Source organism: Pseudomonas sp. A-R-19 (assembly GCF_019956575.1).
Lineage (GTDB): Bacteria > Pseudomonadota > Gammaproteobacteria > Pseudomonadales > Pseudomonadaceae > Aquipseudomonas.
This window is the reverse complement of the sequence record NZ_JAHBDR010000071.1, coordinates 98,401-124,614: the sequence shown is the minus strand read 5'-3', so window position 1 is coordinate 124,614 and position 26,214 is coordinate 98,401. Positions and strand designations below refer to the sequence as shown.

The 26,214-nt window shown below is 60.6% G+C and carries 20 protein-coding genes; 5 read left to right on the top strand and 15 right to left on the bottom strand.

The annotated features are described in order from the left end of the window. Positions 1-58 precede the first annotated feature (58 nt). The 10 genes from KGA88_RS20550 to KGA88_RS20505 all read right to left on the bottom strand — a co-directional run bounded on the left by KGA88_RS20550 (position 59) and on the right by KGA88_RS20505 (position 11,248). Positions 59-964: a cation diffusion facilitator family transporter gene (locus tag KGA88_RS20550; protein ID WP_223593941.1), complete on the bottom strand. Its 906-nt coding sequence runs from the start codon at positions 962-964 to the stop codon at positions 59-61. 219 nt (positions 965-1,183) lie between these two features. Then, positions 1,184-1,945, bottom strand: coding sequence for an SDR family oxidoreductase (locus tag KGA88_RS20545; protein WP_110660048.1), 762 nt, complete (start codon positions 1,943-1,945; stop codon positions 1,184-1,186). Positions 1,946-2,242: 297 nt separating this feature from the next. Further along, positions 2,243-2,491 (bottom strand): hypothetical protein, encoded by a 249-nt coding sequence (locus KGA88_RS20540; RefSeq protein WP_223593939.1) that lies wholly within the window; start codon positions 2,489-2,491, stop codon positions 2,243-2,245. 307 nt (positions 2,492-2,798) lie between these two features. After that, positions 2,799-3,515, bottom strand: a complete 717-nt coding sequence (locus KGA88_RS20535; protein WP_110660051.1) for an ABC transporter ATP-binding protein — start codon at positions 3,513-3,515, stop codon at positions 2,799-2,801. Beyond that, on the bottom strand, positions 3,512-4,387 hold the full coding sequence (locus KGA88_RS20530) for an ABC transporter ATP-binding protein (RefSeq protein ID WP_110660052.1): 876 nt from the start codon (positions 4,385-4,387) through the stop codon (positions 3,512-3,514). The genes KGA88_RS20535 and KGA88_RS20530 overlap by 4 nt, the downstream gene beginning before the upstream one ends. Beyond that, positions 4,384-5,667 carry a high-affinity branched-chain amino acid ABC transporter permease LivM gene (gene livM / locus KGA88_RS20525; RefSeq protein WP_110660053.1) on the bottom strand — a complete coding sequence of 428 codons (1,284 nt, stop codon included), beginning with the start codon at positions 5,665-5,667 and terminating at the stop codon, positions 4,384-4,386. Before livM ends, KGA88_RS20530 begins: the two co-directional genes overlap by 4 nt. Before the next feature lie 3 nt (positions 5,668-5,670). Continuing rightward, positions 5,671-6,585 carry an ABC transporter permease subunit gene (locus tag KGA88_RS20520; RefSeq protein WP_110660054.1) on the bottom strand — a complete coding sequence of 305 codons (915 nt, stop codon included), beginning with the start codon at positions 6,583-6,585 and terminating at the stop codon, positions 5,671-5,673. Between the two features lie 236 nt (positions 6,586-6,821). Then, on the bottom strand, positions 6,822-7,955 hold the full coding sequence (locus KGA88_RS20515) for an ABC transporter substrate-binding protein (protein WP_110660055.1): 1,134 nt from the start codon (positions 7,953-7,955) through the stop codon (positions 6,822-6,824). Between the two features lie 363 nt (positions 7,956-8,318). Further along, the gene (locus KGA88_RS20510; RefSeq protein ID WP_223593937.1) at positions 8,319-9,602 is read right to left on the bottom strand and encodes an NAD(P)/FAD-dependent oxidoreductase; all 1,284 of its coding nucleotides are present in this window, start codon (positions 9,600-9,602) and stop codon (positions 8,319-8,321) included. Positions 9,603-9,757: 155 nt separating this feature from the next. Next, positions 9,758-11,248 carry an aldehyde dehydrogenase family protein gene (locus tag KGA88_RS20505; RefSeq protein ID WP_223593935.1) on the bottom strand — a complete coding sequence of 497 codons (1,491 nt, stop codon included), beginning with the start codon at positions 11,246-11,248 and terminating at the stop codon, positions 9,758-9,760. A gap of 174 nt (positions 11,249-11,422) precedes the next feature. Between KGA88_RS20505 and KGA88_RS20500 the strand changes: the two genes are divergently transcribed. The 3 genes from KGA88_RS20500 (at position 11,423) to nadE (ending at position 14,641) form a co-directional block, all read left to right on the top strand. After that, on the top strand, positions 11,423-12,334 hold the full coding sequence (locus KGA88_RS20500) for a LysR family transcriptional regulator (RefSeq protein WP_110660058.1): 912 nt from the start codon (positions 11,423-11,425) through the stop codon (positions 12,332-12,334). Positions 12,335-12,582: 248 nt separating this feature from the next. Then, a complete protein-coding gene (pncB, locus tag KGA88_RS20495; protein WP_110660084.1) occupies positions 12,583-13,809 on the top strand; it encodes a nicotinate phosphoribosyltransferase in 1,227 nt (408 codons plus the stop codon). A gap of 4 nt (positions 13,810-13,813) precedes the next feature. Continuing rightward, complete coding sequence (gene nadE / locus KGA88_RS20490; RefSeq protein WP_223593933.1) at positions 13,814-14,641, top strand: ammonia-dependent NAD(+) synthetase; 828 nt, start codon at positions 13,814-13,816, stop codon at positions 14,639-14,641. A gap of 174 nt (positions 14,642-14,815) precedes the next feature. Here nadE and azu read toward each other — a convergent pair whose 3' ends face one another. After that, on the bottom strand, positions 14,816-15,262 hold the full coding sequence (gene azu / locus KGA88_RS20485; RefSeq protein WP_223593931.1) for an azurin: 447 nt from the start codon (positions 15,260-15,262) through the stop codon (positions 14,816-14,818). A 345-nt stretch (positions 15,263-15,607) separates the two neighbouring features. Between azu and KGA88_RS20480 the strand changes: the two genes are divergently transcribed. After that, complete coding sequence (locus KGA88_RS20480) at positions 15,608-16,195, top strand: TIGR00730 family Rossman fold protein (RefSeq protein WP_110660081.1); 588 nt, start codon at positions 15,608-15,610, stop codon at positions 16,193-16,195. Between the two features lie 68 nt (positions 16,196-16,263). Then, complete coding sequence (locus tag KGA88_RS20475; protein ID WP_110660080.1) at positions 16,264-16,455, top strand: hypothetical protein; 192 nt, start codon at positions 16,264-16,266, stop codon at positions 16,453-16,455. 213 nt (positions 16,456-16,668) lie between these two features. Here the strand turns inward: KGA88_RS20475 and KGA88_RS20470 are convergent, their stop codons facing one another. The 4 genes from KGA88_RS20470 to KGA88_RS20455 form a co-directional block, all read right to left on the bottom strand. Next, on the bottom strand, positions 16,669-17,559 hold the full coding sequence (locus tag KGA88_RS20470) for a transglutaminase N-terminal domain-containing protein (RefSeq protein ID WP_223593929.1): 891 nt from the start codon (positions 17,557-17,559) through the stop codon (positions 16,669-16,671). Continuing rightward, entirely contained in the window at positions 17,559-20,045 is a 2,487-nt protein-coding gene (locus KGA88_RS20465; protein ID WP_223593928.1) for a circularly permuted type 2 ATP-grasp protein, read from the bottom strand. Before KGA88_RS20465 ends, KGA88_RS20470 begins: the two co-directional genes overlap by 1 nt. A gap of 88 nt (positions 20,046-20,133) precedes the next feature. After that, positions 20,134-23,409: a DUF2126 domain-containing protein gene (locus KGA88_RS20460; protein WP_223593926.1), complete on the bottom strand. Its 3,276-nt coding sequence runs from the start codon at positions 23,407-23,409 to the stop codon at positions 20,134-20,136. 359 nt (positions 23,410-23,768) lie between these two features. Beyond that, a complete protein-coding gene (locus tag KGA88_RS20455; protein ID WP_110662644.1) occupies positions 23,769-26,072 on the bottom strand; it encodes a YgiQ family radical SAM protein in 2,304 nt (767 codons plus the stop codon). Between the last annotated feature and the right edge of the window lie 142 nt (positions 26,073-26,214).

Sequence of the window (26,214 nt, the reverse complement as noted above, 5' to 3'; positions counted from 1 at the left end):
TTGGGGCTGCTTCGCAGCCCAGCGGGGGCAAGCCCCCTCGCCACAAAGTGGATACCAATCACTCAATCCACTTGCGGTCCCCGGTAAAGCTGATGGTCAGCCATCTTGCGGCATCCGGCTCGCCAAGCTTTGTGGATATCTCCTCGCGCAAGCTGTCGAGTTGCCCCACACCATCGAGCCAGTAATCCTTCGGCAATACGATGTGAATCTCGATAAAACAGGCCCTGCCGTGTTTCTGCACGTAGGAAATGTAGTCTTCGAAACCATGCTCGACCTTCGCAACTTCCATTACCTGACGCACCTTGTCGTCCAGTTGATCCGGGACGATCCCCAACACATCGCGCAATGCCGGGCCGAGGATTTTGAAGGCCGGGGGAAGCATGCCCAAGGCCAGCAGAATCAGGATCATCGGGTCGACATACACCGCCCACTGGTCGTAACCCTGAGTCTTGAGCAGCAGCGCGATGAGGAAACTCACCAACAGTCCCGCCGACAGCATCGCGTCCACCAGCCAACTGATGTTGTCGAACTGGATCAGCGATGATTTGAGTGTGCGATTGCGATGGCGGACGTAAAAGAAATAAATGAGCTCAACGACAGTGAAGAACGCAGCGTAGAAGATCACCAGCCCGAGCTCGACCTCTCGGCCACCACTGATGATGCCGAACACACCGTTGAGAAAGGCATAAATGGCGACCAGGAAAATGAAGCAACCCTCGATCACCAGCACCATGGGTTCCAGGTGCCAGGAACCGAACTGGAAGCGCTGATTGCTTTCCTTGGCGATCAGCTTGGCGGTGATCAGCATCAGCACCTTGATGAAGGCCGCGATTAACGAAAAGAAGCCATCGAACAGGATGGACTGGGCGCCCGAAACAAAACCGGTGATGATCCCGGCGAACGTCACGGCGAGCATCAGGAAGGTCGATTGTTTGAGCAGCGACTGCTCGCCTCGATTACTCACTGGATCTCCTCTAATACCTCTAGACCGCCGGGTGTGGCGGGCTGCTTGAGGGAGGAGTCTAGCTGATGTCCGGTTTAGACAGCTCTTGTGGCGAGGGGGCTTGCCCCCGCTCGGCTGCGGAGCAGTCGCAAACCGGAGGATAAGGTACATCTGAAAAAATGAGAGTTATGGTTTCAGGGCTGCTTCGCAGCCCAACGGGGGCAAGCCCCCTCGCCACAATTAAGACTTGCGCTCGATAGCAAACCCGGCCCAGGTCTGGCTGACCGGCATCAGTTCCAGGCTGTTGATGTTGATGTGCGCCGGAGCGTTGAGCACCCAGAAAATAGTCTCGGCGATGTCTTGCGGCTGAATCGGCTCGGCGCCGGCGTAAGTGGCGTTGTAGCGCTCCTGGTCACCGGCAAAACGCACCAGCGAGAACTCGCTCTCGCACAGGCCCGGTTCGATGTTGCTGACCCGTACGCCCGTGCCCTGCAGGTCGCAGCGCAGGTTCAGGGAGAACTGTTTGACGAACGCCTTGGTCGCGCCATAGATGTGGCTGCCCGGGTACGGGTAGTTGCCGGCGATGGAGCCCAGGTTGACGATGCCAGCACCGCGACCGTGAGCGATCAGGCGCGGCAACAGCAGGCGGGTGCTGTACATCAGGCCCTTGACGTTGGTATCGACCATGGTGTCCCAATCGTCCAGGTCGCACTTGGGCGCCGGATCAACACCCAGGGCCAGCCCGGCGTTGTTGATCAACCCGCGCAGTTTGGCAAAGGATGGCGGCAGATTGGCAATCGCCTCCTCCATGGCCTTGCGATCACGCACATCGAGCACCAGGCCATGGACTTCGGTCTGCTTCGACAGCTCGGCACACAGCGCATTGAGGCGCTCTTCACGACGGCCTGTCAGCACCAGTTTCCAGCCGGCCTCGGCAAAACGACGGGCACAGGCTTCACCAAAACCGGAGGTCGCGCCGGTAATAAACAGGGTGTTGGACATCGTGTTCTCCTTGCTTCGGCTGATCGCCAGCCATTGGAATAGAAAATCAGCAGGCAGCATGCCCGGCCTTGTTCACAGCGGCAACCACCGTTCAAACTGTTCAAAAAACGCTCAACCCAGGCAAACCCTTGGCCAGCGTGGCCTGCAGCCATGTGCGCGCACGTTATCCACAGGCCGGTCCACAGTCTTTGGGGGCAAGTGAAAAAGCTGCAAGCCGCTATCTACAAGGCTCTGCGCGGGGTTTTGAAACTTTTTTGCTTGACCCTCAACCGTCCGCTGTGTAGCCCTTGGCGATTTTCATGACTGGCGGGTCAAACCAGCGATGGCGCCAAGCCAGTAACCACGGCCTTCAGCCGAGTCTTTCCAGAGTTTAACCACAGACTTATCCACAGCCTTGCCGACAGCGATTCCACGGACTTTCACCCCGAACAAAAAGGTTGACAAAGCGGCCTTAAAGCTGCGCAAAAACACTTGATCAAAAAATAGCCACAGCCCTGCAAGCCACGGTTTGAAAGGCCTACAGCCAGCTACTCCCACGTTATTCACAACCGGTTCCACAGCAAACGGGGACAAGTCAAAACCGTGGCAAAACAACTATTTGCAGCGGCTTTATGTCGCGGTTTCGGAGCTCGGAAATTTTGTTTTCCACAATTTCCCCGAATGCCGCCACCGCCCCCTGTAGGAGCGAGCTTGCTCGCGATGGGCGTCAACGATAACGCGAACATTCTGGATGAATGCGTTGCCCTGGAGACCTTCGCGAGCAAGCTCGCTCCTACAGGAGATTTGCAGTGAATCAGTGTCATAAAAAAGCCCCGGCGATTGCGCGCCGGGGCTTGTGTATAACCACTGAAACTCAGTGCCCGCCGAGATAGGCGTTACGCACATCCTCGTTGACCAACAGCTCCTTGCCGGTGCCGGTCATGCGGATTTCACCGTTGACCATCACATACGCCCGGTCCGACAACCGCAGTGCGTGGTTGGCGTTCTGCTCCACCAGGAAGATGGTCATACCGGTCTTGGCCAATTCCCGCAGGGTCGCGAAGATCTGCTTCACCACGATCGGCGCAAGGCCCAGGCTCGGCTCATCCAGCAGCAACAACTTGGGCCGGCTCATCAGGGCACGGGCGATGGCGAGCATCTGCTGCTCGCCGCCGGACATGGTCATCGCCCGCTGGGTGCGTCGCTCTTCGAGCCGCGGGAACAGCTCGAACATGCGTTGCATGTCTTCCTTGGCGTACTTGTCACCGATAGGGATGGTGCCCATCAGCAGGTTTTCCTCGACTGTCATGTCGGGGAACACCCGTCGCCCTTCCGGCGATTGCGCGATGCCGTTGGAAGCGATGTAGTGGGACGACTTGTGGGTAATGTCCACGCCCTGGTAGAGGATCTGCCCGTCCGCCGCCCTTGGCTGACCGAAAATCGACATCAGCAGGGTCGACTTGCCGGCGCCGTTGGAGCCGATAAGGCTGACGGTTTCCCCTTCGTTGATGTGCAGCGAGACTTTCTTCAGGGCCTGGATCGGCCCGTAGAACACGTCCAGGTTCTTGAGTTCGAGGATGGGTTGGCTCATAGCACCACTTCCTCTTCATCGGCGCCCAGGTAGGCCGCGATCACTTTCGGGTCGTTACGAATCGCATCGGGTCCGCCCTCGGCGATGACGATGCCGTGGTCCAGCACCACGATGTGGTCGGAAATACTCATAACCATGCCCATGTCGTGTTCGATCAGCACCACGGTCAGATCGTGCTCGTCGCGCAGCAGCCGGATCATCGCGCTCAGCGCTTCGGTTTCCTGAGGGTTGAGGCCGGCAGCCGGTTCGTCGAGGCAGATGATCTGCGGACGGGTGCACATGGCACGGGCGATTTCCAGACGGCGTTGCTGACCGTAGGACAACTCGCCGGCCAGGCGGTTGGCGCAGTCCACCAGGTCCACGACTTCCAGCCAGTAGAACGCATGGTCGAGCGCATCGCTTTCGGCCTTGCGGTAGCCCTTGGTGTTCAGGATGCCGGCCAGCATGTTGCGGTTGACCCACATGTGCTGGGCCACCAACAGGTTTTCCAGCACCGACATTTCCTTGAACAGGCGAATGTTCTGGAACGTACGCGCCAGCCCGGCGCGGTTTACCAGGTGAGTGCCACCGAACGCCTTGTAGAACAGCCGACTGGCGAAGGATTTCGGCGAAACGAAATCCGTTGGTTTGAACGACTCGCCCAGCAGTTTGATGACGTTGGTCTGTTGCCCACGAATGTTGAGTTCGATCTTGCCGCCGGAGGCCTTGTAGAACCCGGTCAGGCAGTTGAACACGGTGGTCTTGCCGGCGCCGTTGGGGCCGATCAGGGCGAAGATCGAATTGCGTTTGACCTTCAGGCTGACATCGCTCAACGCCTTGATGCCGCCGAAGTGCATCATCAGCTTTTCGACACTGAGTACGACTTCGCTCATGGCGCTACTCCTTTACGCGGGGTCACACCGGTACGGCTGATCCGAATCAGGCCGCGCGGTCTCCAGATCATCATCAACACCATCAGGATGCCGAACAGCAGCACACGGTACTCGGCAAAGCCGCGCAGCAGCTCCGGAGCCACGGTCAATACGAAGGCCGCGATGACCACACCGATGGTTGAGCCCATGCCGCCGAGTACGACGATGGCGAGGATCAGGGCCGATTCGAAGAAGGTGAACGAGGTCGGGTTTACAAAACCCTGGTAGGTGGCGAAGAACACCCCGGCCAGACCCGCCGTCGAGGCACCGATGGTGAACGCCGAGAGCTTGACCAGCACGTGGTTCAGGCCCATGGAACGACAGGCGATTTCATCTTCGCGCAGGGCTTCCCAGGCGCGGCCGACCGGCATGCGGGTCAAGCGATGCTTGATGTACAGCACGGCCAGCACCACCAGGAACAGCACCGCGTAGATGAAGTAGTACTTCACGTCCGGGTTGTAGGTGAGGCCAAAGAACTCATGGAACGGCACGCCGCCATCCTTCGCCCGTTTGCCGAACTCCAGGCCGAAGAACGTCGGCAGCGGTGCCGGCATGCCATTCGGGCCGCCAGTCAGCGACAACCAGTTGTTGAGGATCAGGCGGATGATCTCACCGAAGCCCAGGGTCACGATCGCCAGGTAGTCACCGTGCAGGCGCAGCACCGGGAAACCGAGGATGCAACCGGCCAGGCCGGCGGTGATCGCCGCCAGCGGCAGCACCGTCCAGAACCCCAGCCCCAGGTATTGATAACCGAGCGCCAGACCGTAGGCACCGATGGCGTAGAACGCCACGTAGCCAAGGTCAAGCAGGCCGGCCAGGCCGACCACGATGTTCAGCCCCAGCCCCAGCAGCACATAGATCAGTCCGAGGATGACCACGCCCAACAGGTAGGAGTTGGAGAAAAACGGGAACACCACGGCGATCACGATGACCAGCGGGATGATCCAGCGCAGCCGCGACTTGTAGTCAGGCGCCAGCACGTGCACCCCGGAGCCTGTCGATTCAAAGCCTTCGAGGATTTTCAGGCCCTTGGGTGTCTGCAGGAACATGCTCAAGGCAAAGCGACCGGCCATGACGATCGCCACGATCCACGCCACCCGGGTGGTTTCCAGGTTGAAGCCATAGCCATCGAGAACGACGCCGACAATCGGCCCGAACACAATCAGGGCAATGAGGCCGGCAAGAATCGCGTCAACCAGACTTTTTTTGATATCAATGGTTTTTTTAGTGGTTGAAGACATCGCTTACACCTTCGACACAAGAGGACGGCCGAGCAGGCCTTGAGGCCGAAAGACCAGAACGAGGACCAGCAGCGAGAAGCTGAAAACGTCCTTGTAGTCCGAGTTCACCAGACCGGAAAACAGCGACTCGGAAATGCCGAGAATGATCCCGCCGAGCATCGCGCCAGGCAGTGAGCCAATCCCGCCGAGTACCGCGGCAGTGAACGCCTTGATCCCGATGATGAAGCCGGCATAGAAGTCGAATGTGCCGTAGTTCATGGTGATCAGCACGCCGGCCAGGGCCGCCATCGCTGCACCGATGATGAACACGTAGGAAATCACCCGATCGGTGTTGATCCCCAGAATCGAAGCCATCTTGCGGTCTTGCTGGGTTGCACGGCACATGCGGCCGAGCTTGGTGTACTTGATGATGTAGGTCAGCAGTCCCATACCGACAAACGCGGCGATCAGGATGAAGACCTTGGTGTAGGTCAACTGCACAAAACCGGTACCGATATCAACGCGCCAGGCACCCGTGAGCAGAGTCGGAACACCTTGTTGCTTCGCGCCCTGGGCGATCTGTGCGTAGTTTTGCAGGATCAGGGAGATACCGATCGCACTGATCAGCGGTGCCAGTCGGGTGGAGTTGCGCAGGGGTTTGTAGGCGACACGCTCGATGACCCAGCCATACACCGCCGTGACGATGATGGTGAAGATCAGTGTGCCAAGCATCAGCAGCGGGAAAGATTCGATACCGAAGTAAGCCAGCAGAGCCAGACTGATCGCCGCGAGGTAAGCGGAGATCATGTAAACCTCACCGTGGGCGAAGTTGATCATGCCGATGATGCCATAGACCATTGTGTAGCCGATGGCGATCAGGCCATAGACCGACCCGAGGGTCAGGCCATTGACCAGTTGCTGCAGGAAAATACCATCCATAACGCAATCTCACGCAATGAGAACCTGCACACCTGAGGGGGGTGCGGTTCTTCTAAGGAAAATACAGATATACGTCGGAGCAATGTCAATCACGATCAGGCAGCCCCCCTTTGTAGGAGCTGGCTTGCCAGCGATAGCGGTGTATCAGCCAACATTGATGTCGACTGATCTGGCGCATTCGCGGGCAAGCCCGCTCCCACAAGGGATCTGTGGGGTTCAGCCTGTCGAGTCAGCCCTTACTTCTGTTTTTCCAGCTGGTGGTATTTGCCATCCTTGTCCCACTGGTAAACCACGTAGTCGGAGATTTTCAGGTCGCCTTTGGAATCCCAGGTCTTCTCGCCCATGACGGTCTTGACCGGGTTCTTCTTCAGCCATGCAGCTGCGTCTTCGCCCTTGTTGGACTTGGCGCCGTTGAAGGCTGCAGCCAGGGTCTGCACCGAAGCGTAGGCGTACAGGGTGTAGCCTTCAGGCTCGGTACCGGCCTTGCGGAACGCATCTACCACGGTCTTGCTGTCTGGCAGCAGGCGTGGGTCGGCGCCGAAGGTCATCAGCACGCCGTCAACGAATTGCGGACCGCCAGCGGTGGTCACCAGCTCGTCGGTCACGATGCCGTCGTCGGACATGAACTTGACGTCCTTCAGGCCTTGTTCACGCAGTTGACGCACCAGAGGACCGGCTTCCGGATGCAGGCCACCGAAGTAGACGACGTCAGCGCCGGCACCGCGGATCTTGGTCACGATGGTGCTGAAGTCTTTCTCGCCACGGGTCAGGCCTTCATACAGCACAGGCTTCACGCCGCGTTTTTCAAGCTGAGCCTTGGTGGCATCAGCCAGGCCCTGGCCGTAGGTGTCCTTGTCGTGCAGCACGACCACTTTCTTGCCCTTGAGCACGTCGACGATGTAGTCGCCGGCCACGATGCCTTGCTGGTCGTCACGCCCGCACATACGGAACATGGCGCTCAGGCCGCGTTCGGTAACGGCCGGGTTGGTGGAGCCTGGGGTGATGGCGATGATGCCCGCTTCGTCATAGATCTCGGAGGCCGGGATGGTCGAGGAAGAGCAGAAGTGACCGACCACGCCGGCGACTTTCTGGTTGGTCAGATCCTTGGCGACCGTCACAGCCTGCTTCGGTTCGCAAGCGTCATCGCCCTTGACCAGTACGATTTTTTCCCCGTTCACGCCGCCCGACGCGTTGACCGCATCGGCCGCCGCCTGTGCACCCTTCATATACTGTTCGCCAAATGCCGCGTTGGCGCCCGTCATTGGTCCCGCTACGCCGATCTTGATGTCAGCCTGAGCAAACGCAGAAACACCCAACGCAGTTGCCACTGCGAGGGCCAGAAAGCCTTTCTTGTAAAACGTCTGGGACATGAGGTGGTGCTCCATGGTTTTTTTTAGTTGGCACTGCGACTTCACTGAATGCTCAGAGCAAGGGCCGTGCCATCGGTTTTTTATTCTGAAAAAAGTCGCTGCTTTCTTGTTATTTCGACTGTTTCGGACCCATTTTCATTGGGCGTGCAACCGTCTAAACCGCGGAAGGTAAAACCATTATTTTTTTGAGGCGCAACCCGCCTGCGCCATCATTGCAACCGCGGCTTTAAACGACGTGCAACCAGCCTGTAACAACGTGCGTCACCGAAGTGCACACTGCTGGTGCGGGACTGCTACAACCCGCACCACTACAGGCTAGCTGCAGATCGAAAAAGCGCCGCTTTCCACTGCAAAAATCAACCTTCAGATCACGATCCGCAGGCACTGGCCTGCGTGATACAGCGAGAACCCCGCCTCATACAGACAGCTGCGCAACCCCACCCCGGCCAAAGGCTGCATGGGGGCAAAAGGAATCGGTAGCGCTTGAGGATTTCCGTTACACAGGTAATCGGCAAAGGCCTTGCCGACCACCGTTCCCGTGGTCACGCCTCGCCCGTTGTAACCGGTGACGGCCACTAAACCGGGCGCCGGCTCGAACAGACGCATCAAATGATCGGGGGTGAAGGCAATGCAACCGGTCCAGGTGCACTCCCACTCCACCGGATTGAGGTACGGGAAATAGTGCTGCTGCACCCGGTCGGCCCAGGCCTTGAGAAACCAGGCCGGTTTCTGATTGCCATTACCGAGGCTGCCCAGCAGCAGGCGTCCGTCTTTATCCCGACGAATACTGCTCAGGACCTGGCGGGTGTCCCAGGATCCCTGGCCGCCGGGAAGAATTTGCTGCGCAGCCTCTTCGGTCAGCGGGACCGAGGCCACCTGGTAGTAATAACCGGGGAAGAAATTGCGCCGCAGTTCCGTCCAGTCGCCTTCGGTGTAGGCATTGGAGGCAATCACCACTTTCTCGGCCATGACCGAACCCTGGGCGGTTTGCACCGACCAGCGCTGGCCCTGGCGTTCGAGCCGGGTGACCGGGGAATGATCGAACAATTGACCGCCCAGGCCGATGGCCGCCTTGGCCAGGCCCGTGGTGTAGGCCATCGGGTTGAGCGTGCCGGCGCGGCGATCGAGCAGCGCGGCGGCGATCTTTTTGGTACCGGTGGCTTGCTCGCAGGCCTGACCGGTGAGCAGTTCCACCGGCGCGCCGCGACGCTTCCACTGTTCTTCACGACTGCGCAAGTCGGCTTCGCCACGGGCGTTGTGCGCCATGTGCAGCGTGCCTTCGCGGCGCAACTGGCAATCGATGTTGTATTTATCCACAAGGCTGAACACCAGGGATGGTGCCGCACCGAGCATGCGGTTGAGCTGGCTGCCGACTTCGGTGCCAAATCCGGCTTCGATCTCGTCCGGTGGAATCCACATCCCGGCGTTGACCAGCCCGACGTTGCGCCCCGAACCACCGTGACCGGCGCGATGGGCCTCGAGCACACAAACGCTCTTGCCTTGTTCCAGCAGATGCACCGCCGCCGACAAACCGGTGAACCCGGCGCCGATGACGCAGACATCCACCGTGACCTCACCCTTGAGGGCCGAATTGTCCGGCCTTTGCGGCGTCAGTTTTTCCCACAGACACTCTTCGCGTAACGGCATTGCCAGACTCCAGGCAGAAACCTAACAAACACACAATTCAAATGTGGGAGCGGGCTTGCTCGCGAATGCGTCGGCACATCCAGCATCAATGTGACTGATAAACCGCTTTCGCGAGCAAGCCTGCTCCCACAGGGGGTCACCGCCCTATTCGAGACTCAATCGAACGTAATGCCCTGGGCCAACGGCAACTCCAGCGAATAGTTCACGGTGTTGGTCTGGCGGCGCATGTAGCCACGCCATGCATCGGAGCCGGACTCGCGACCGCCGCCGGTTTCTTTCTCGCCACCAAACGCGCCGCCGATTTCCGCGCCGCTCGGGCCGATGTTGACGTTGGCGATGCCGCAGTCGCTGCCCACCGCCGACATGAACTGCTCGGCTTCACGCACGTCGGTGGTAAAGATGCACGAGGACAGGCCTTGTGGCACGGCGTTGTTCAGGCGCAGGGCTTCCTGGAAATCGCTGTAGCCGACCACGTACAGGATCGGGGCGAAGGTTTCGTGGCACACCACGTCGCTCTGCTCCGGCATTTCGACGATCGCCGGCGATACGTAGTAGGCATTCGGGAACTTGTCTTGCAGCTGACGCTCACCGCCAAACACCCGGCCGCCTTCACTCAAGGCCTGCTCCAGCGCGTCCTGCATGTTGTCGAAGCTGTGCTTGTCGATCAGCGGGCCGATCAGGTTACCTTCCAGCGGATGACCGATACGCACTTTCGAGTACGCAGCTTTCAGGCGGGTGACGATTTCTTCCTTCACCGATTCATGGGCAATCAGGCGACGCAGGGTGGTGCAGCGCTGACCGGCGGTGCCGACGGCACTGAACAGGATCGCGCGAACGGCCATGTCCAGGTCGGCACTTGGGCCGAGGATCATTGCGTTGTTGCCGCCCAGTTCGAGAATGCTGCGGGCGAAGCGCGCGGCGATTTTCGGCGCCACTTCACGGCCCATGCGGGTGCTGCCGGTGGCGCTGACCAGTGCGACACGCGGATCATCGACCAGGGCTTCGCCGGCATCGCGACCGCCGATGACCACCTGGCTCAGGTGCGGTGGCGCATCGCTGAAGTTCTTCAGCACGCGATCGAACAAGGCCTGACAAGCCAGTGCGGTCAGTGGCGTCTTTTCCGACGGTTTCCAGATCACCGGGTTGCCGCAGACCAGCGCCAGCGTGGCGTTCCAGGCCCAGACCGCGACCGGGAAGTTGAACGCACTGATCACGCCGACAACGCCCAGTGGATGCCAGGTTTCACGCATGTGGTGGCCTGGACGCTCGGAGGCGATGGTCAAACCGTACAACTGGCGCGACAGGCCAACGGCGAAGTCGCAGATGTCGATCATTTCCTGAACTTCACCCAGGCCTTCCTGGGTGATCTTGCCGGCCTCCCAGGACACCAACTCGCCGAGATCAGCCTTGTATTCACGTAGGATGTCACCCAATTGCCGCACCAACTCGCCACGGCGCGGTGCCGGGACCTTGCGCCACAGTTCGAACGCATGATCTGCGCGACTGATGTGTTGCTCGACTTCAGCCGCGCCTTCCCAGTTCACGGCGGCAATCGTGCTGCCATCGATCGGCGAGTGCACCGGCACTTTGCCGTTCTGGTACAGGGCCGGGTTCACACCTAGACGATCAAGCAATGCGGCAACCATGGGTCACTCCTCAAGCAAAAGACAGAACACGTGCAGCCGGAAATTCACGGCTGATCAGACCTGTAGTTTTAGCTGCCCGGAGGTTACTCAACAAACGACCTTTAAGAGAGATATCATTCCGTTTATTCATGCTGTGCATTGCTGGCAATAAGAAACAAGAACCAAGGACCGCCCATGCTGAATAAACGCTACCTGCCATCGATCGCTGCGCTGCAGTGCTTCGAGGCCGTCACCCGGCACTTGAGCTTCACCCGGGCCGCCGAAGAGCTGAACCTGACCCAGAGCGCCGTGAGCAAACAGGTCGCGCAACTTGAAGAGCTGTTGCAGCACCTGCTGTTTCGCCGGGTGCGCCGCCGCCTGCAGATGACGCCGGCCGGCGATCTTTACCTGGTTGAGGTGCGAAAAATCCTCACGCAAGTCGAGATGTCGACCCATTACCTGCGTTCCTACGGTGGTGAAACAGAAGTCCTGCGCGTCTCGACACCTCCTACCTTCGGCGCACGCTGGCTAGTGCCGCGCCTCAAAGGCTGGCGCCTGCGGCACCCGTCGATCCACCTGGACCTGTGCAGCGAGCAGGAGGCCGACGATCTGCTGCAAGGGCGCAGCGACCTGGCGTTCTACTTCGGCCAGGGTTCGCGGCCCGGCACCGAGTGCCTGAAGCTGTTCGGCGAAGAGCTGGTGCCGGTGTGCGCCCCGGGCAGCCTGCCGGACACGCCGTTCACCGACCCGACGCAATTGTCCGATCTGGTACTGCTGCAAAACGCCTCCCGTCCCCAGGCCTGGCATGACTGGTTCGAGCATCAGGGCTACCACACCGAGCACAGCTACCACGGCCCGCGTTTCGAAACCTTTTATATGTGCATCCGCGCCGCCCAGGTTGGCTGCGGCGTGGCGCTGTTGCCACGCTTCCTGGTGGAAGAGGAACTGGCCGACGGCAAACTGGTCATTCCGTGGCAGCATGCAATGCCCAGCACCGACGCCTATTACCTTGCGTACCCGGAGCATTCGGCGGAAGTGCCCAAGGTGCGGGACTTTGTGAAGTGGATGCTGGAGCAGATTGATAGCCCGGATGTGGAGCAGCACTAACGTCTTGCACTTTCCCTGTGGCGAGGGGGCTTGCCCCCGTTCGGCTGCGCAGCAGTCGCAATAGCTCCAGCTACGAAGTTGCAAATTTTGGGGCTGCTGCGCAACCCGACGGGGGCAAGCCCCCTCGCCACAAAAGCTCACACCTGCTGGGATCTGCTGCGGTCTAAAAAATTGCTGGTAAACCCTGCCGCTGATATGCGCCACTAGCGCCACTGATCAATACCGCGTCAACGCTGGAGATTCCCGTTATGAGCGAGAGTGTGTTTGCCGATCGTATCGTGCAGAACCTGCTCGACACCGACTTCTACAAACTGACGATGATGCAGGCGGTGCTGCACAACTACCCAAACGTCGAAGTCGAATGGGAGTTTCGTTGCCGCAACGGCGAGGACTTGCGCCCGTACCTGGCGGAAATCCGCTTCCAGATCGAGCGCCTGGCCGAACTGAGCCTGAGCGCCGACCAGTTGAGCTTTCTGGAGCGCATCAGCTTCCTGAAGCCGGACTTCCTGCGCTTTCTCGGGCTGTTTCGCTTCAACCTGCGCTACATCCACACCGGCATCGAAAACGGTGAGCTGTTTATCCGCCTGCGGGGCCCCTGGCTGCATGTGATCCTGTTCGAAGTGCCGCTGCTGGCGCTGGTCAGCGAGGTGCGCAACCGCTACCGCTATCCCGAAGTCGTGCTGGAGCAGGTCCGCGAGCAGCTCTACCGTAAATTCGACTGGCTGAGCGTCAACGCCAGCAGCGATGAATTGTCCGAATTGCAGGTGGCCGATTTCGGCACGCGTCGCCGTTTTTCCTACCGTGTGCAGGAAGAAGTGGTGAACGTGCTCAAGCACGACTTCCCCGGACGCTTCGTCGGCACCAGCAACGTGCACCTGTCCCGGGAACTGGACATGAAACCGCTGGGCACCATGGCCCACGAATGGATCATGGCGCACCAGCAACTCGGCCCACGGCTGATCGACAGCCAGATTGCCGCACTCGATTGCTGGGTTCGCGAATACCGGGGCCTGCTGGGGATTGCCCTGACGGACTGCATCACCATGGATGCCTTCCTCGGCGATTTCGACCTGTTTTTCGCCAAGCTTTTCGACGGTTTGCGCCACGACTCAGGCGATCCGGTGCTCTGGGCCGAAAAAGCCATCGCCCACTATCACAAGCTCGGCATCGACCCGACGAGCAAGACGCTGACCTTCTCCGACAGCCTGACCCTGCCCAAGGCCCTGGAGATATTCCGGGCGCTGCGCGGTCGGATCAATGTCAGCTTCGGCATCGGCACCAACCTGACCTGTGATATTCCGGGTGTCGATCCGATGAGCATCGTGCTTAAAATGACCGCCTGCAACGGCCAGCCGGTGGCGAAGATCTCCGACGAGCCAGGCAAGACGCACTGCAAAGACCCGAATTTCGTCGCTTACCTGCGACACGTTTTCCAGGTTCCTGCCGCCCTTTCAAGTACATCAAGCAAGGAGTGAATTCATGCAAGCCGTACAGCGTGAGATTGCTGAACAGCTCAAGGTCCAGCCGCCATTCGCCGATGAAGCAGCGCTAGAAGTCGAAGTCGCCCGGCGGGTGGCCTTCATTCAGGATTGCCTGGTCAATTCCGGCCTCAAGACCCTGGTATTGGGCATCAGTGGCGGTGTCGACTCCCTGACCGCCGGCCTGCTGGCCCAGCGCGCCGTCCGTGAATTGCGCCAGCGCAGCGGTGATGCCGCGTACAAATTCATCGCCGTGCGCCTGCCTTACGAAACCCAGTTCGATGAGCACGACGCCCAGGCATCGGTGGACTTCATCAAGCCGGACGAGCGCCACACCGTGAACATCGGCCCGGCGGTCAAGGCCCTGGCCAATGAAGTAGCGGCTTTCGAAGGCAAACATGCGGTGTCGGTGGACTTCGTGCTCGGCAACACCAAGGCGCGCATGCGCATGGTCGCCCAGTACACCATCGCCGGCGCGGCCCATGGCCTGGTGATCGGCACCGATCACGCGGCGGAAGCGGTGATGGGTTTCTTCACCAAGTTCGGTGACGGCGCCTGCGACCTGGCGCCGCTAAGTGGCCTGGTGAAAAACCAGGTCCGCGCCATCGCCCGTAGCTTCGGCGCGCCGGAGTCGTTGGTGGAAAAAGTCCCGACCGCCGACCTCGAAGACCTCTCGCCCGGCAAACCGGACGAAGCGTCCCACGGCGTGACCTACGCCGAGATCGACACCTTCCTGCACGGCAACCCGGTGCGCGAGGAAGCGTTCAAGATCATTTGCGACACGTACAACAAGACCCATCACAAGCGGGTGATGCCGTTTGCGCCTTGATTGGTGATTGAATGAAAAAGCCCGCTGAAGTGTTGAGCTTCAGCGGGCTTTTTCTTTGGCCAAGACATGCGTCGATGCATCTGACCCCTTCGCGGGCAAGCCCGCTCCCACAGGTACGGTGGCGTCCCTGTGGGAGCGGGCTTGCCGCGAAGAACGATGATGCGGTGTGCCTGATTACTTCAGGGTAACCGTGCCTTTCATCATCGAGATGTGGCCCGGGAACGAGCAGAAGAAGCCGTATTTCTCAGCGGCATCCAGCTTGGACACATCGAAGGTCACCGAATCGGTTTCCTTGGCGCCAATGATCTTGGTGTGGGCGATCACGCGGGCGTCGCCTTCCTTCAGGTAGTTCTTGTCGATGCCGGCGCCCAGGCCGTCGGTGGCGATCGGCTGCATGTCGGCTTCTTTGCTCAGCACAAAGTTATGGCCCATGACGTTTTTCGGCAGGTTGCCGGAGTGGGTCAGTTCGACGGTGAAGGTCTTGCAGGTCTTGTCGATTTCAATGGCCTTGGTGCTGAAGGCCATTTGATCGGTGGAGTCAATGGTGGTCTTGCACTCGGCAGCCATCAGTTGGCTGCTAGCCAGTGTCAACAGGGATACCGCAGCGAGTTTGGCAAACATGGTGAATCTCCAAGGCAGGGTTAACGAAATCGCGAATGAACAGAAGACTGCCTGAAAACTTCGCAAGTTCATATGACTTGAATCAAAAATTGTATACAACTTTCGGGCTATGAGCCCGATGCAAACAATCTACCGGCCAAGTGTCTGGTCCGGCCCTATCATCAGTTTGTCCCTCCTTCAAATGGAACGCCTGTCATGTCCATCAACCGCCTCTTGTGCAGTTTGCTGGCCGCCTACGCTTGCGGCGCCAGCGGTACGTACGAAACCCGGGAACACCAAGTCTAGCTCTTGGAGTACCGTGCGCCTGCCTTTACTCTGTGGCCCTGATCGACCAAGGAGAAAGGCATGTCTTTAGCATCTGTTTGTGTATTTTGTGGCGCCAGCACCGGCACCAACCCGGCTTATCGCGAAGCCGCCGTGGCCCTTGGCCGGGCGTTGGCCGAGCGCAAGCTGACCCTGGTGTATGGCGGTGGCGCCGTGGGTCTGATGGGCATCGTTGCCGACGCAGCCTTGGCGGCCGGTGGTGAAGTGATCGGCATCATCCCGCAAAGCCTCAAGGACAAGGAAATCGGCCACAGCGGCCTGACTCGCCTGGAAGTCGTCGATGGCATGCACGCGCGCAAGGCCCGGATGGCCGAGCTGAGCGATGCCTTTATCGCGCTGCCAGGTGGCCTTGGCACCCTGGAAGAATTGTTCGAAGTTTGGACCTGGGGCCAGCTCGGTTACCACGGCAAACCGCTGGGTTTGCTGGAAGTGAACGGTTTCTACAGCAAACTCACCGGTTTTCTTGATCACATCGTCGGCGAAGGCTTCGTTCGCGCGCCGCACCGTGACATGCTGCAGGTGAGCGAATCAGCGCAAACCCTGCTCGATGCACTGGATGCCTGGCAACCGTCCATAGCGCCAAAATGGGCCGAGCAAAAACCCAGCTAACGGCTCGGCACCGATACAGGGCAGAATATGCGCCGCTCAACCTCACCTTCGACCCAAGAGGATCGCCCATGGCTAAACCTAATTACTCCTTCGCCAAACGTCAGAGAGACTTGGCCAAGGAGCAGAAGAAAGAGGAAAAGCTTCAGCGCAAGAAAGCTACAGCTGAAGAAGAAGCAGCCGCACTGAACCCGGAAGCAGAAGGTGAAGTGGCCGCAGAAAGTGATGTTGAAGCACCAAAAGATCAGGCGCCCGACGCCTGAGAACCTCCGGGCCGGTTGATCTGATCAGGCCCACCGGATCTGTGTCCAGGGTTGGCAGCTTAGCTGCCGACCCTCACAAGCCAATCACATGACTCCAACACACCGTAATTCCCTGTGGGAGCGGGCTTGCTCGCGAAAGCGGTTTCACATGCAAAAATGATGTTCCTGACACTCCGTCTTCGCGAGCAAGCCCGCTCCCACATTTGATCTTCATTATTCCAGCGGCATCACCGTTACCCGAACTTCCGGGTCATGATTCCCCCCTCCCAGAATCACCCCTCGCAACGGTGACACATCGGAAAAATCCCGGCCCCAGGCCAGGGTGATGTGCTCCAGCGCCGGTTGCACATTGTTGGTCGGATCGAAATCCACCCATCCCAGCACCGGGCAAAACACCGAAACCCAGGCGTGGGACGCATCAGCGCCGATCAATCGCGGCTGGCCCGGCGGTGGCTGGGTCAGCAAATAGCCGCTGATGTACCGCGCCGCCAACCCTCTGGAACGCACGCAGGCGAGCATCAGGTGAGCAAAGTCCTGGCAAACCCCGCGTCGGCGCTCCAGCACCTCCACCAGCGGAGTCGCCACCTGGGTCGCTTCGGCATCGAAGGTGAACTCGCTGAAGATTTTCTCCATCAGTGCCTGCACGCCGAGCAACAACGCTCGACCGGGCGGAAAACAGCTTTGCGAGAACTCGACGAAATTTTTCTTCAGATGCACATACGGCGATTCAAACCGGTATCGGCAGGCTTCGAGTAGCTCGGGCGACAGCGGTTGGCTGCTGTAGGTCAGCGCGCTACGGGTCTCTTCCCACGCCGGTGACCGATTGAAGTCCAACGCAGGCCGGGGCAGTACTTCAATGGTCAGGCTGGCGTTGACCAGCAATTCATCGTGGGGGCGCTCGAACGCCAGCCGGGTCAGCGGATTGCCGAATACATCCAGCTCATCGCGACGCGAGGTCGGCTGCGGGCTGATCAGCATTTGCCGGTCGGTGCAGCGCTGCCAGGCACAAGGCCGTGGCCACAAGTGCGCCAGTTGCTGGGCCAGGGATACCGGACTGTCGTAGTGATAATGGGTGTCGTGGAAAATCTGGTAGTGGGCGCTCATCAGACGGACACCGTGCGCTGGCTGACATCGTCGACATGGGCGAAGTGCCGCAGCGCCAGGCGATCGGACACTTGCCCGCTGGCGTCGGCGATCTCTTGCAGCAACGCGGCCAGCCCTTCGATGGCAGCGCGAACACTCGCAGCACCGAACAGCGGGTTTTCCAGGCAACCCAGATCGAATCGCGCCAGTCGCTCGACCAATTGCGGCAGCGCTGCTTCGCGCGGCACGCCAAAGTCATCGTTGAGGCGTTTGAGGGTGCGGGTCACCAGCTTCAACTGGAACAACACGGCGTGAGGGTTCTGCTCGTCGAGCAATAGCAGGTCGAGCACCGGGATCAGTTGCGCCACCGCCAGGTAGCGAGAGCGGTAAGTAATGCTGCTGTTGCCCAGTTCCAGCAGCCATTCCAGCCCGGCCTGATCGAAAGCCCCGGCGCCCCGCAGGAACGCCGCCAGGCTGCCGCTGAGAAATTGCAGACGCTCGATCCGCCGGCCAATCATCAGGAAACGCCAGCCTTCGTCCCGGGTCATGTCGTCCAGGGCAAAGCCGGACAGCGCCGCGAGGGACATCACCAGACGATTGAGGAAATCCAGCAACTCGCCCAAATCCGGCTCCTCGGTTTCCAGCTCCATGGCTTCGCGCTGCAACTCCACCAGCGCCTGCCAGTTTTCCCGCGAGAGCTTGCCGCGCACCTGCGAAGCGGCCCACTGCAAGCGTTGCAGGTTGGAGCGCAGGCTGAACGGCCAGTCATCGCCGAGCAATGCCGCCAACAGGCGTTCCGGCAACTCGCCCTCCTCGGGCAGCAGCATCAGCCGCTCGCCGAGATCGACCGCGGCCTGCAGGGCTTGCGGGTCGTCGCCGTCGACATAGCGCGCCAGCATGATGCGCAGCAAACGGGCACTGTCGTCACAACGCTCGCAGTAACGACCGAACCAGAACAGGTTTTCCACCACCCGCGACGGCAAGTACGGGTCGCGCCGCACCAGGTCATGCACGCCGATGTTGCGCTGGGCCTTCCATTGTTCGCCGCTCGGCGCACGCTCGCCCAGCACCCAGGTGTCCTTGCTGGCGCCACCGCGTTGCATCGACACCACTTCGGCATCGGCTTGCGCGGCGACCCGGGTCAGGCCACCGGGCAACACCCGATACCCTTCGCGACTGGCCACCGCATACACGCGCATGCCGATGGCACGGGGCTGCAGTTGACCGTCTTCGGCTTGCCAGATCGGCGCCTGGGACAATTGCGCGAGTTCTTGCGCCACATAGGCATATGGCCGCGCCTGCATGCGCTCAGCGAGTGCCTGGCGCTGTTTTTCACTCAAATCACGGCCAAATACCGGTGCGAAGCTTTGGGACGGAAACGCCGGTTTGATCAGCAGTTCCGGCAGTTTTTCCAGGGCCTGGGCCAAGACCGGTGCTTCACCGCACCACCAGGTGGCGATGGACGGCAGGATCAGCTCTTCGCCGAACAGGTATTGATTGATCTTCGGCAGGAAACCCAACAAGCCGGGCGATTCCAGCACGCCGCTGCCGAGGGCGTTGGCCACCAGCACCCGCCCCTGCCGCACCGCTTCCAGCAGGCCCGGCACGCCGAGGGCCGAATCGGTGCGCAACTCCAGCGGGTCGCAGAAATCATCGTCGAGCCGACGCATGATCGCATGGACCCGTCGCAGGCCACTCAGTGTCTTGAGGTAGACCGTAGCATCGCGCACCGTCAGGTCGCCGCCCTCCACCAGCGGATAACCGAGCTGGCGAGCGAGATACAGGTGTTCGAAATAGCTTTCGTTGAAACGTCCTGGCGTCAGCAGCACCACCAATGGCGCGTCCCCGTCACTCGGGGCCTGGCGGGCCAGGGTTTCCTGCAAGGTGCGGAAAAAACCGGCCAGGTGCTGCACTTTCAGATCGCGGTACAACTCGGGAAAGGCCCGGGACACGATGGTGCGGTTTTCCAGCGCATACCCGGCACCCGAAGGCGCCTGGGTACGATCCGCCGTCACCCACCAGCGGCCATCGGGTGTGCGCGCCAGATCCACGGCATACAGGTGCAGAAAGGCTCCATCAGGCGGCTTGATGCCCTGGCAGGGCCAAAGGAAGTTGTTATGCCCGAACACCAGCTCGGCGGGCAGCAAACCTTCGGCAATCAGTCGTTGTGGACCGTAAAGGTCAGCCAGCACGGCATTGAGCAATCGCGCCCGCTGCGCGATGCCGGCCGACAACTGTTGCCACTCATCAGCCGCGATGACATGGGGCAGCAGGTCCAGCTCCCACGGCCGGTCCGCGCCCTTGGGATCGGCATAAACGTTGTAGGTAACGCCGTTTTCCTGAATCTGCCGGGTCAGCAGGGCTTGACGCTGCACCAACTGCGCCGGCGTGCTGCGTTGCAACTGCTCGAACAGCCGACGCCAGTGCGAGCGCACGGCGCCACTGTCGTCGAGCAGTTCGTGATAGGTGCCCGCCGTGAGCGGGTAGCGGTCTAGCAGGTCAGGCATGGAAAGCTCGGCAGACAGCAATGAACGGTCAGACTAACGCAGGCTCGTGACACCCGGATAGACGAAAAATCCGGGCGTCGCGTACGGTTTAGAAACGTCGCAAATCGAGTGTCATCGGCAGCTCGTCGCTGATTTCCACAATCGGGACAGGAAGTTTCCCCGGCGTATGTCCGATGCGGAAGAAACGCGCCATCCGCCGGCTTTCGGCCTCGTTGGCATTGACTGGCAAGCTGTCGTAGTTGCGCCCGCCCGGATGGGCGACGTGGTACTGGCAGCCGCCCAGCGAGCGCTGCATCCAGGTATCGAGCAAGTCGAACACCAGCGGCGCATGGACCGGGATGGTCGGTTGCAGACAGTTGGCCGGTTGCCAGGCGCGAAATCTCACACCCGCGACGAATTCCCCTACACGCCCGGTGGGTTGCAATGGCACCGGTACGCCGTTGCAGGTCAGCAGATAACGCTGGGGTGGCAAGCCGCTGAGCTTGACCTGCAAACGCTCCAGCGACGAATCCACGTATCGCACCGTGCCGCCCACGGCGCCCTCTTCGCCCAGCACGTGCCAGGGTTCGAGCGCCTGACGCAACTCCAGCGCAATACCACTGACGGCGTAGTCGCCAACCTTGGGGAAACGGAACTCCAGATGCGCGGCGAACCATTCGGCCCGCAGCGGATAACCGGCGGCGTTGAGGTCGACGATGACATCGGCGAAGTCTTGTTCGATGAAGTGCGGCAACAGGAAGCGATCGTGCAATTCGGTGCCCCAACGCGCCAGTTTCGGCGGTGCATAGGGCTCGCGCCAGAACCGCGCAACCAATGCCCGCAGCAACAATTGTTGGGCCAGGCTCATGCGCGCATGGGGCGGCATCTCGAACGCACGCAACTCCAGCAACCCAAGGCGCCCGGTGGCGCCGTCCGGCGAATAGAGTTTGTCGATGCAGAACTCGGCGCGGTGGGTGTTGCCGGTGACATCGATCAGCAGGTTGCGCAGCAGACGATCCACCAACCATGGCGGGCATTCCTCACCCGGTGCCGGCATCTGCGCGAAGGCGATTTCCAGTTCGTACAAGGCATCGTTGCGCGCTTCGTCGACCCGTGGCGCCTGGGACGTCGGGCCGATGAACAGTCCGGAAAACAGGTAGGACAGCGACGGATGGTTGTGCCAGTAGCTGATCAGGCTGCGCAGCAGATCCGGGCGACGCAGAAACGGCGAGTCCCCCGGTGTCGCGCCACCCAGCACGAAATGGTTGCCGCCACCCGTACCGGTATGCCGGCCGTCGATCATGAATTTTTCGGTGGTCAGCCGGGTCTGGCGCGCTTCTTCGTAGAGGAATTCGGTGCGCTCGACCAATTCATCCCAGGTCGCGGACGGTTGCACGTTGACCTCGATCACCCCGGGATCCGGGGTGATGCGGAAATTGCTCAGGCGTGGATCGCTCGGCGGTTCGTAACCCTCCAGCAACACCGGGCAGAGCAATTCTTCGGCGGTGGCTTCGATGGCAGCGACCAGTTCGAGGTAATCCTCGACCCGCTCCAGCGGCGGCATGAACAGGTACAACCGGCCTTCCCGCGCTTCGGCGCAGAAGGCGGTGCGGGTCAGCCAGTCGGCGGATTCGTCGATCTTCGGTGCGCGCTCTTGCACCTCGGCAGCCTCGCTTTGGCTTTGCAGTTGCGCGGTGTCGGGCAGCAACGGGAAGTCTTGATTCGGGTCTTGCGGATGAATGAACGGATACTCCGCCGCTTTCACCCAGGGTTGCGAGCCCAGAGGCAACCGATAGCCCAGCGGCGAATCTCCCGGCACCAGGCGGCAATGCTCATCACGCAGGTACCAGCGGCCGCTCTGCCATTGATCGCCCTTGGCGGTACGCGCCAGCGGCAGGACCTGGCCAATCACCTTGTCCAGGCCTTGGCTGAACACTTTGCGCAGACGCGCACGCTCCAGCGGTTCTTCCAGACGCGAGTCTTCGGCGCTGACGTTCTGCGGCAACATCCCTTCGCGCCAGAGGTAATAGAAATTGTCTTCGTAGGCCGCAAACACAAAGCGTGTCGGAATCTTCAGGCGTTCGGCGACACTCGCGAGAAAACGCCCGGCCAGTGCGCCATCCGCGCCATAGTCTTCCTGCTCGTCGGCGATCAGCGCGCTGTTGTGCCAGATCGGCACGCCGTCACGGCGCCAGTAGCAATTGAGCGACCAGCGTGGCAGTTGCTCGCCGGGATACCACTTGCCCTGCCCGAAATGCACCAGTCCCTGGGGTGCGTAGTGTTTACGCATGCGCTGGAACAGTTCGGCGGACAAGCGTCGTTTATCCGGCCCCAGTGCCGCGGTGTTCCACTCGGCGCCGTCCGGGTCATCGATGGACACGAAGGTCGGCTCGCCGCCCATGGTCAGGCGCACATCGCCTTCGAGCAGGTCGGCATCGATCTGCCGGCCCAGGGCCTGGATCGCCAGCCACTGGTCGTCGGTGTAGGGCTTGGTGACCCGTGGCGCCTCCCAGATCCGCTCGACGGACATTTCGTGGCTGAATTCGCACTCGCAAGGTTCCACCAAACCACTGATCGGCGCCGCAGAGGACGGATCGGGACTACAGGCCAACGGAATATGTCCTTCACCGGCAAACAGCCCGGAAGTCGCATCCAGGCCGATCCAGCCGGCGCCGGGCAGATACACCTCGCACCAGGCGTGCAGGTCGGTGAAATCCACGTCGGTGCCGGACGGACCGTCGAGACTTTTGACATCCGCGGTCAGCTGGATCAGGTAGCCCGACACGAAACGTGCCGCCAGCCCCAGGTTGCGCAGCAGTTGCACCAGCAACCAGGCGGAGTCGCGGCACGAACCGGAGGCCTGGTCGAGGGTGTGTTCAGGCGTTTGTACGCCGGGCTCCATGCGGATCAGGTAGTCGATGTCTTCGCTCAGGCGCTGGTTGAGCGCGACGAGAAAGTCCACGGCGGGCAACGGCGTGCGGTCGATGCCGTCCAGATAGGCCTTGAATTTCGGCGTCAGGGGCAGGGTTTCCAGGTAGGGCGCCAGTTCCTTGCGCTCATCGGCGGCATAGGCGAAGGGGATTTTTTCGGCATAGGGTTCGAGGAAGAAGTCGAACGGATTGAAGATCGCCATTTCTGCCAGCAGATCGACTTCGATGCGCAATTCCCCGGTTTTCTCCGGGAATACCAGCCGCGCCAGGTAATTGCCCTGAGGGTCCTGTTGCCAGTTGATGAAGTGCTGCTCAGGGGAGACTTTCAACGCATAGGACAGAATCCGCGTGCGGCTGTGGGCAGCTGGGCGCAGGCGAACGATCTGCGGGCCGAGCTCGACAGCGCGGTCATAGCGGTAATGCGTGACGTGGTGCAATGCGACATGAATCGACACGGCGTGCCTCCTGCGAGCCTTGAGCGTATGGGAAAGCGCGCAAGACTTATGCCATCCAGCGGTGCTGGCGCTTTCCCCCGTTACAGGAGGCAGTACAGCACCAAAATCGGGCGATGCAGGAAAATGGTTTGGCGTAGCTGCACGTATTTGTGGCGAAGCCCGGCTCTTGTGGCGAGGGAGCTTGCTCCCGCTGGGGCGCGAAGCGGCCCTATGTCGGTGTGTCAGATATAGCGAGGAGCCCGCTTTTGCGACGGCTTCGCCGCCGAACGGGAGCAAGCTCCCTCGCCACAGTTTTTTGTCCACCTTAAAACGCAAAACGCCAACCCGAAGGTTGGCGTTCTGTTCAGCGCAGGCGAGGCTTAGCGCGGTACGACCGGTTTACGGGTCGGCTTTGGCCCTTTGCCCTTGGCCGCGTCCTTGCGCTCCTTGGCCGCCTGCTGGTTGCGGGCGAACGCCGCAGCCTTGGCTTGCTCACGCTTGTCCCACGGGTTGCCGCCATCGCTCGCGCGTGGTGGCAGGCCGGTGTGCTGGGTCAAGATCTTGGTGGTCTTTTCTCCTGCAACCTTGTGGCTACCGGCTGGCGTCGAGTTCTTGCGACGGGCGCTCTGGTAGCTGTCGGTCGACGGCTGGTGCAGCGGGATCAGCTGGTTCTTGCCCGGCCCGATCAGATCGGCGCGGCCCATGCGGGTCAACGCTTCACGCAGCATCGGCCAGCCTTTCGGGTCGTGATAACGCAAGAATGCCTTGTGCAGACGACGCTGCTCCTCGCTCTTGACGATGGTCACCGCGTCGCTCTTGTACGTCACCTTGCGCAGCGGGTTCTTGCCCGAGTGGTACATCGCGGTGGCGGTGGCCATCGGCGACGGGTAGAACGCCTGCACCTGGTCGGCGCGGAAGCCGTTGCCCTTGAGCCACAGGGCGAGGTTCATCATGTCTTCATCGGTGGTACCCGGGTGGGCGGCGATGAAGTACGGAATCAGGTACTGCTCCTTGCCCGCTTCCTTGGAGTACTTCTCGAACATGCGCTTGAACTTGTCATAGCTGCCGATGCCCGGTTTCATCATCTGGTTGAGCGGACCTTCCTCGGTGTGTTCCGGGGCGATCTTCAGGTAACCACCGACGTGGTGGGTCACCAGTTCCTTGACGTACTCCGGCGACTCGACCGCGAGGTCGTAGCGCAGGCCGGAAGCAATCAGGATCTTCTTCACACCCGGCAATTCACGGGCGCTGCGGTACAGCTGGATCAGCGCCGAGTGGTCGGTGTTCAGGTTCGGGCAGATGCCAGGGAACACGCACGATGGCTTGCGGCACGCGGATTCGATTTCCGGGCTCTTGCACGCGATGCGGTACATGTTCGCGGTCGGGCCGCCGAGGTCGGAGATCACGCCGGTAAAACCGGGAACCTTGTCACGGATCTCTTCGATTTCGCGAATGATCGACTCGTGGGAACGGTTCTGGATGATCCGGCCTTCGTGCTCGGTGATCGAGCAGAAGGTGCAGCCGCCGAAGCAGCCACGCATGATGTTCACCGAGAAACGGATCATGTCGTAGGCCGGGATCTTCTCCTTGCCGTACGCCGGGTGCGGAATGCGCGCATAGGGCATACCGAACACGTAGTCCATTTCTTCGGTGGTCATCGGAATCGGTGGCGGGTTGAACCAGACGTCCACTTCGCCATGCTTCTGCACCAGCGCACGGGCGTTGCCCGGGTTGGTTTCCAGGTGCAGCACGCGGTTGGCGTGGGCGTAGAGCACCGCATCGTTACGGACTTTTTCCACCGACGGCAAACGAATCACGGTCTTGTCGCGGGTCATGCGCGGGCTGGCCAGGATCTGCACGACCTTGGCTTCCTGCGGATCTTCAACCGGCCCCTTCTCCTGCTCGATGGCGCAGGCCTGGGTGTCCTGGGTGTTCACGTACGGGTTGATGATCTTGTCGATCTTGCCCGGACGGTCGATGCGCGTGGAATCGACTTCGTACCAGCCTTGCGGCGTGTCACGACGGATGAACGCGGTGCCGCGCACGTCGGTGATGTCTTCGATCTTGTGACCGTAGGACAGGCGCTGGGCGACCTCGACGATGGCCCGCTCGGCGTTGCCGTAGAGCAGGATGTCGGCGCTGGCGTCGATCAGGATCGAGTTGCGTACCCGGTCCTGCCAGTAATCGTAATGCGCGATGCGGCGCAGGGACGCCTCGATGCCGCCGAGCACGATCGGCACATGCTTGTAGGCTTCCTTGCAGCGCTGGCTGTAGACCAGGCTCGCACGGTCCGGACGCTTGCCGGCCATGCCACCTGGCGTGTAGGCGTCATCGGAACGGATTTTCTTGTCGGCGGTGTAGCGGTTGATCATCGAGTCCATGTTGCCGGCCGCGACACCGAAGAACAGGTTCGGCTCGCCGAGCTTCATGAAATCGTCTTTGGACTGCCAGTTCGGCTGGGCAATGATCCCCACGCGGAAGCCCTGGGACTCCAGCAGCCGGCCGATGATCGCCATGCCGAACGACGGGTGGTCGACGTAGGCATCACCGGTGACGATGATGATGTCGCAGGAATCCCAGCCGAGCTGATCCATCTCCTCCCTGCTCATGGGCAGGAACGGCGCTGGCCCGAAACATTCGGCCCAGTACTTGGGATAGTCAAATAACGGCTTGGCTGCTTGCATGTCGATAACCGGTGTTGGCTTTCATTGAATTTCGCGGGCGCGGAATATAGCACATTTTTTGACCAATTCCGACGGCTGTGGTCGGAAATTGGTGGGAGCTGGCAATCCCAAGGCAACACATCGCTTTTGTGGCGAGGGGGCT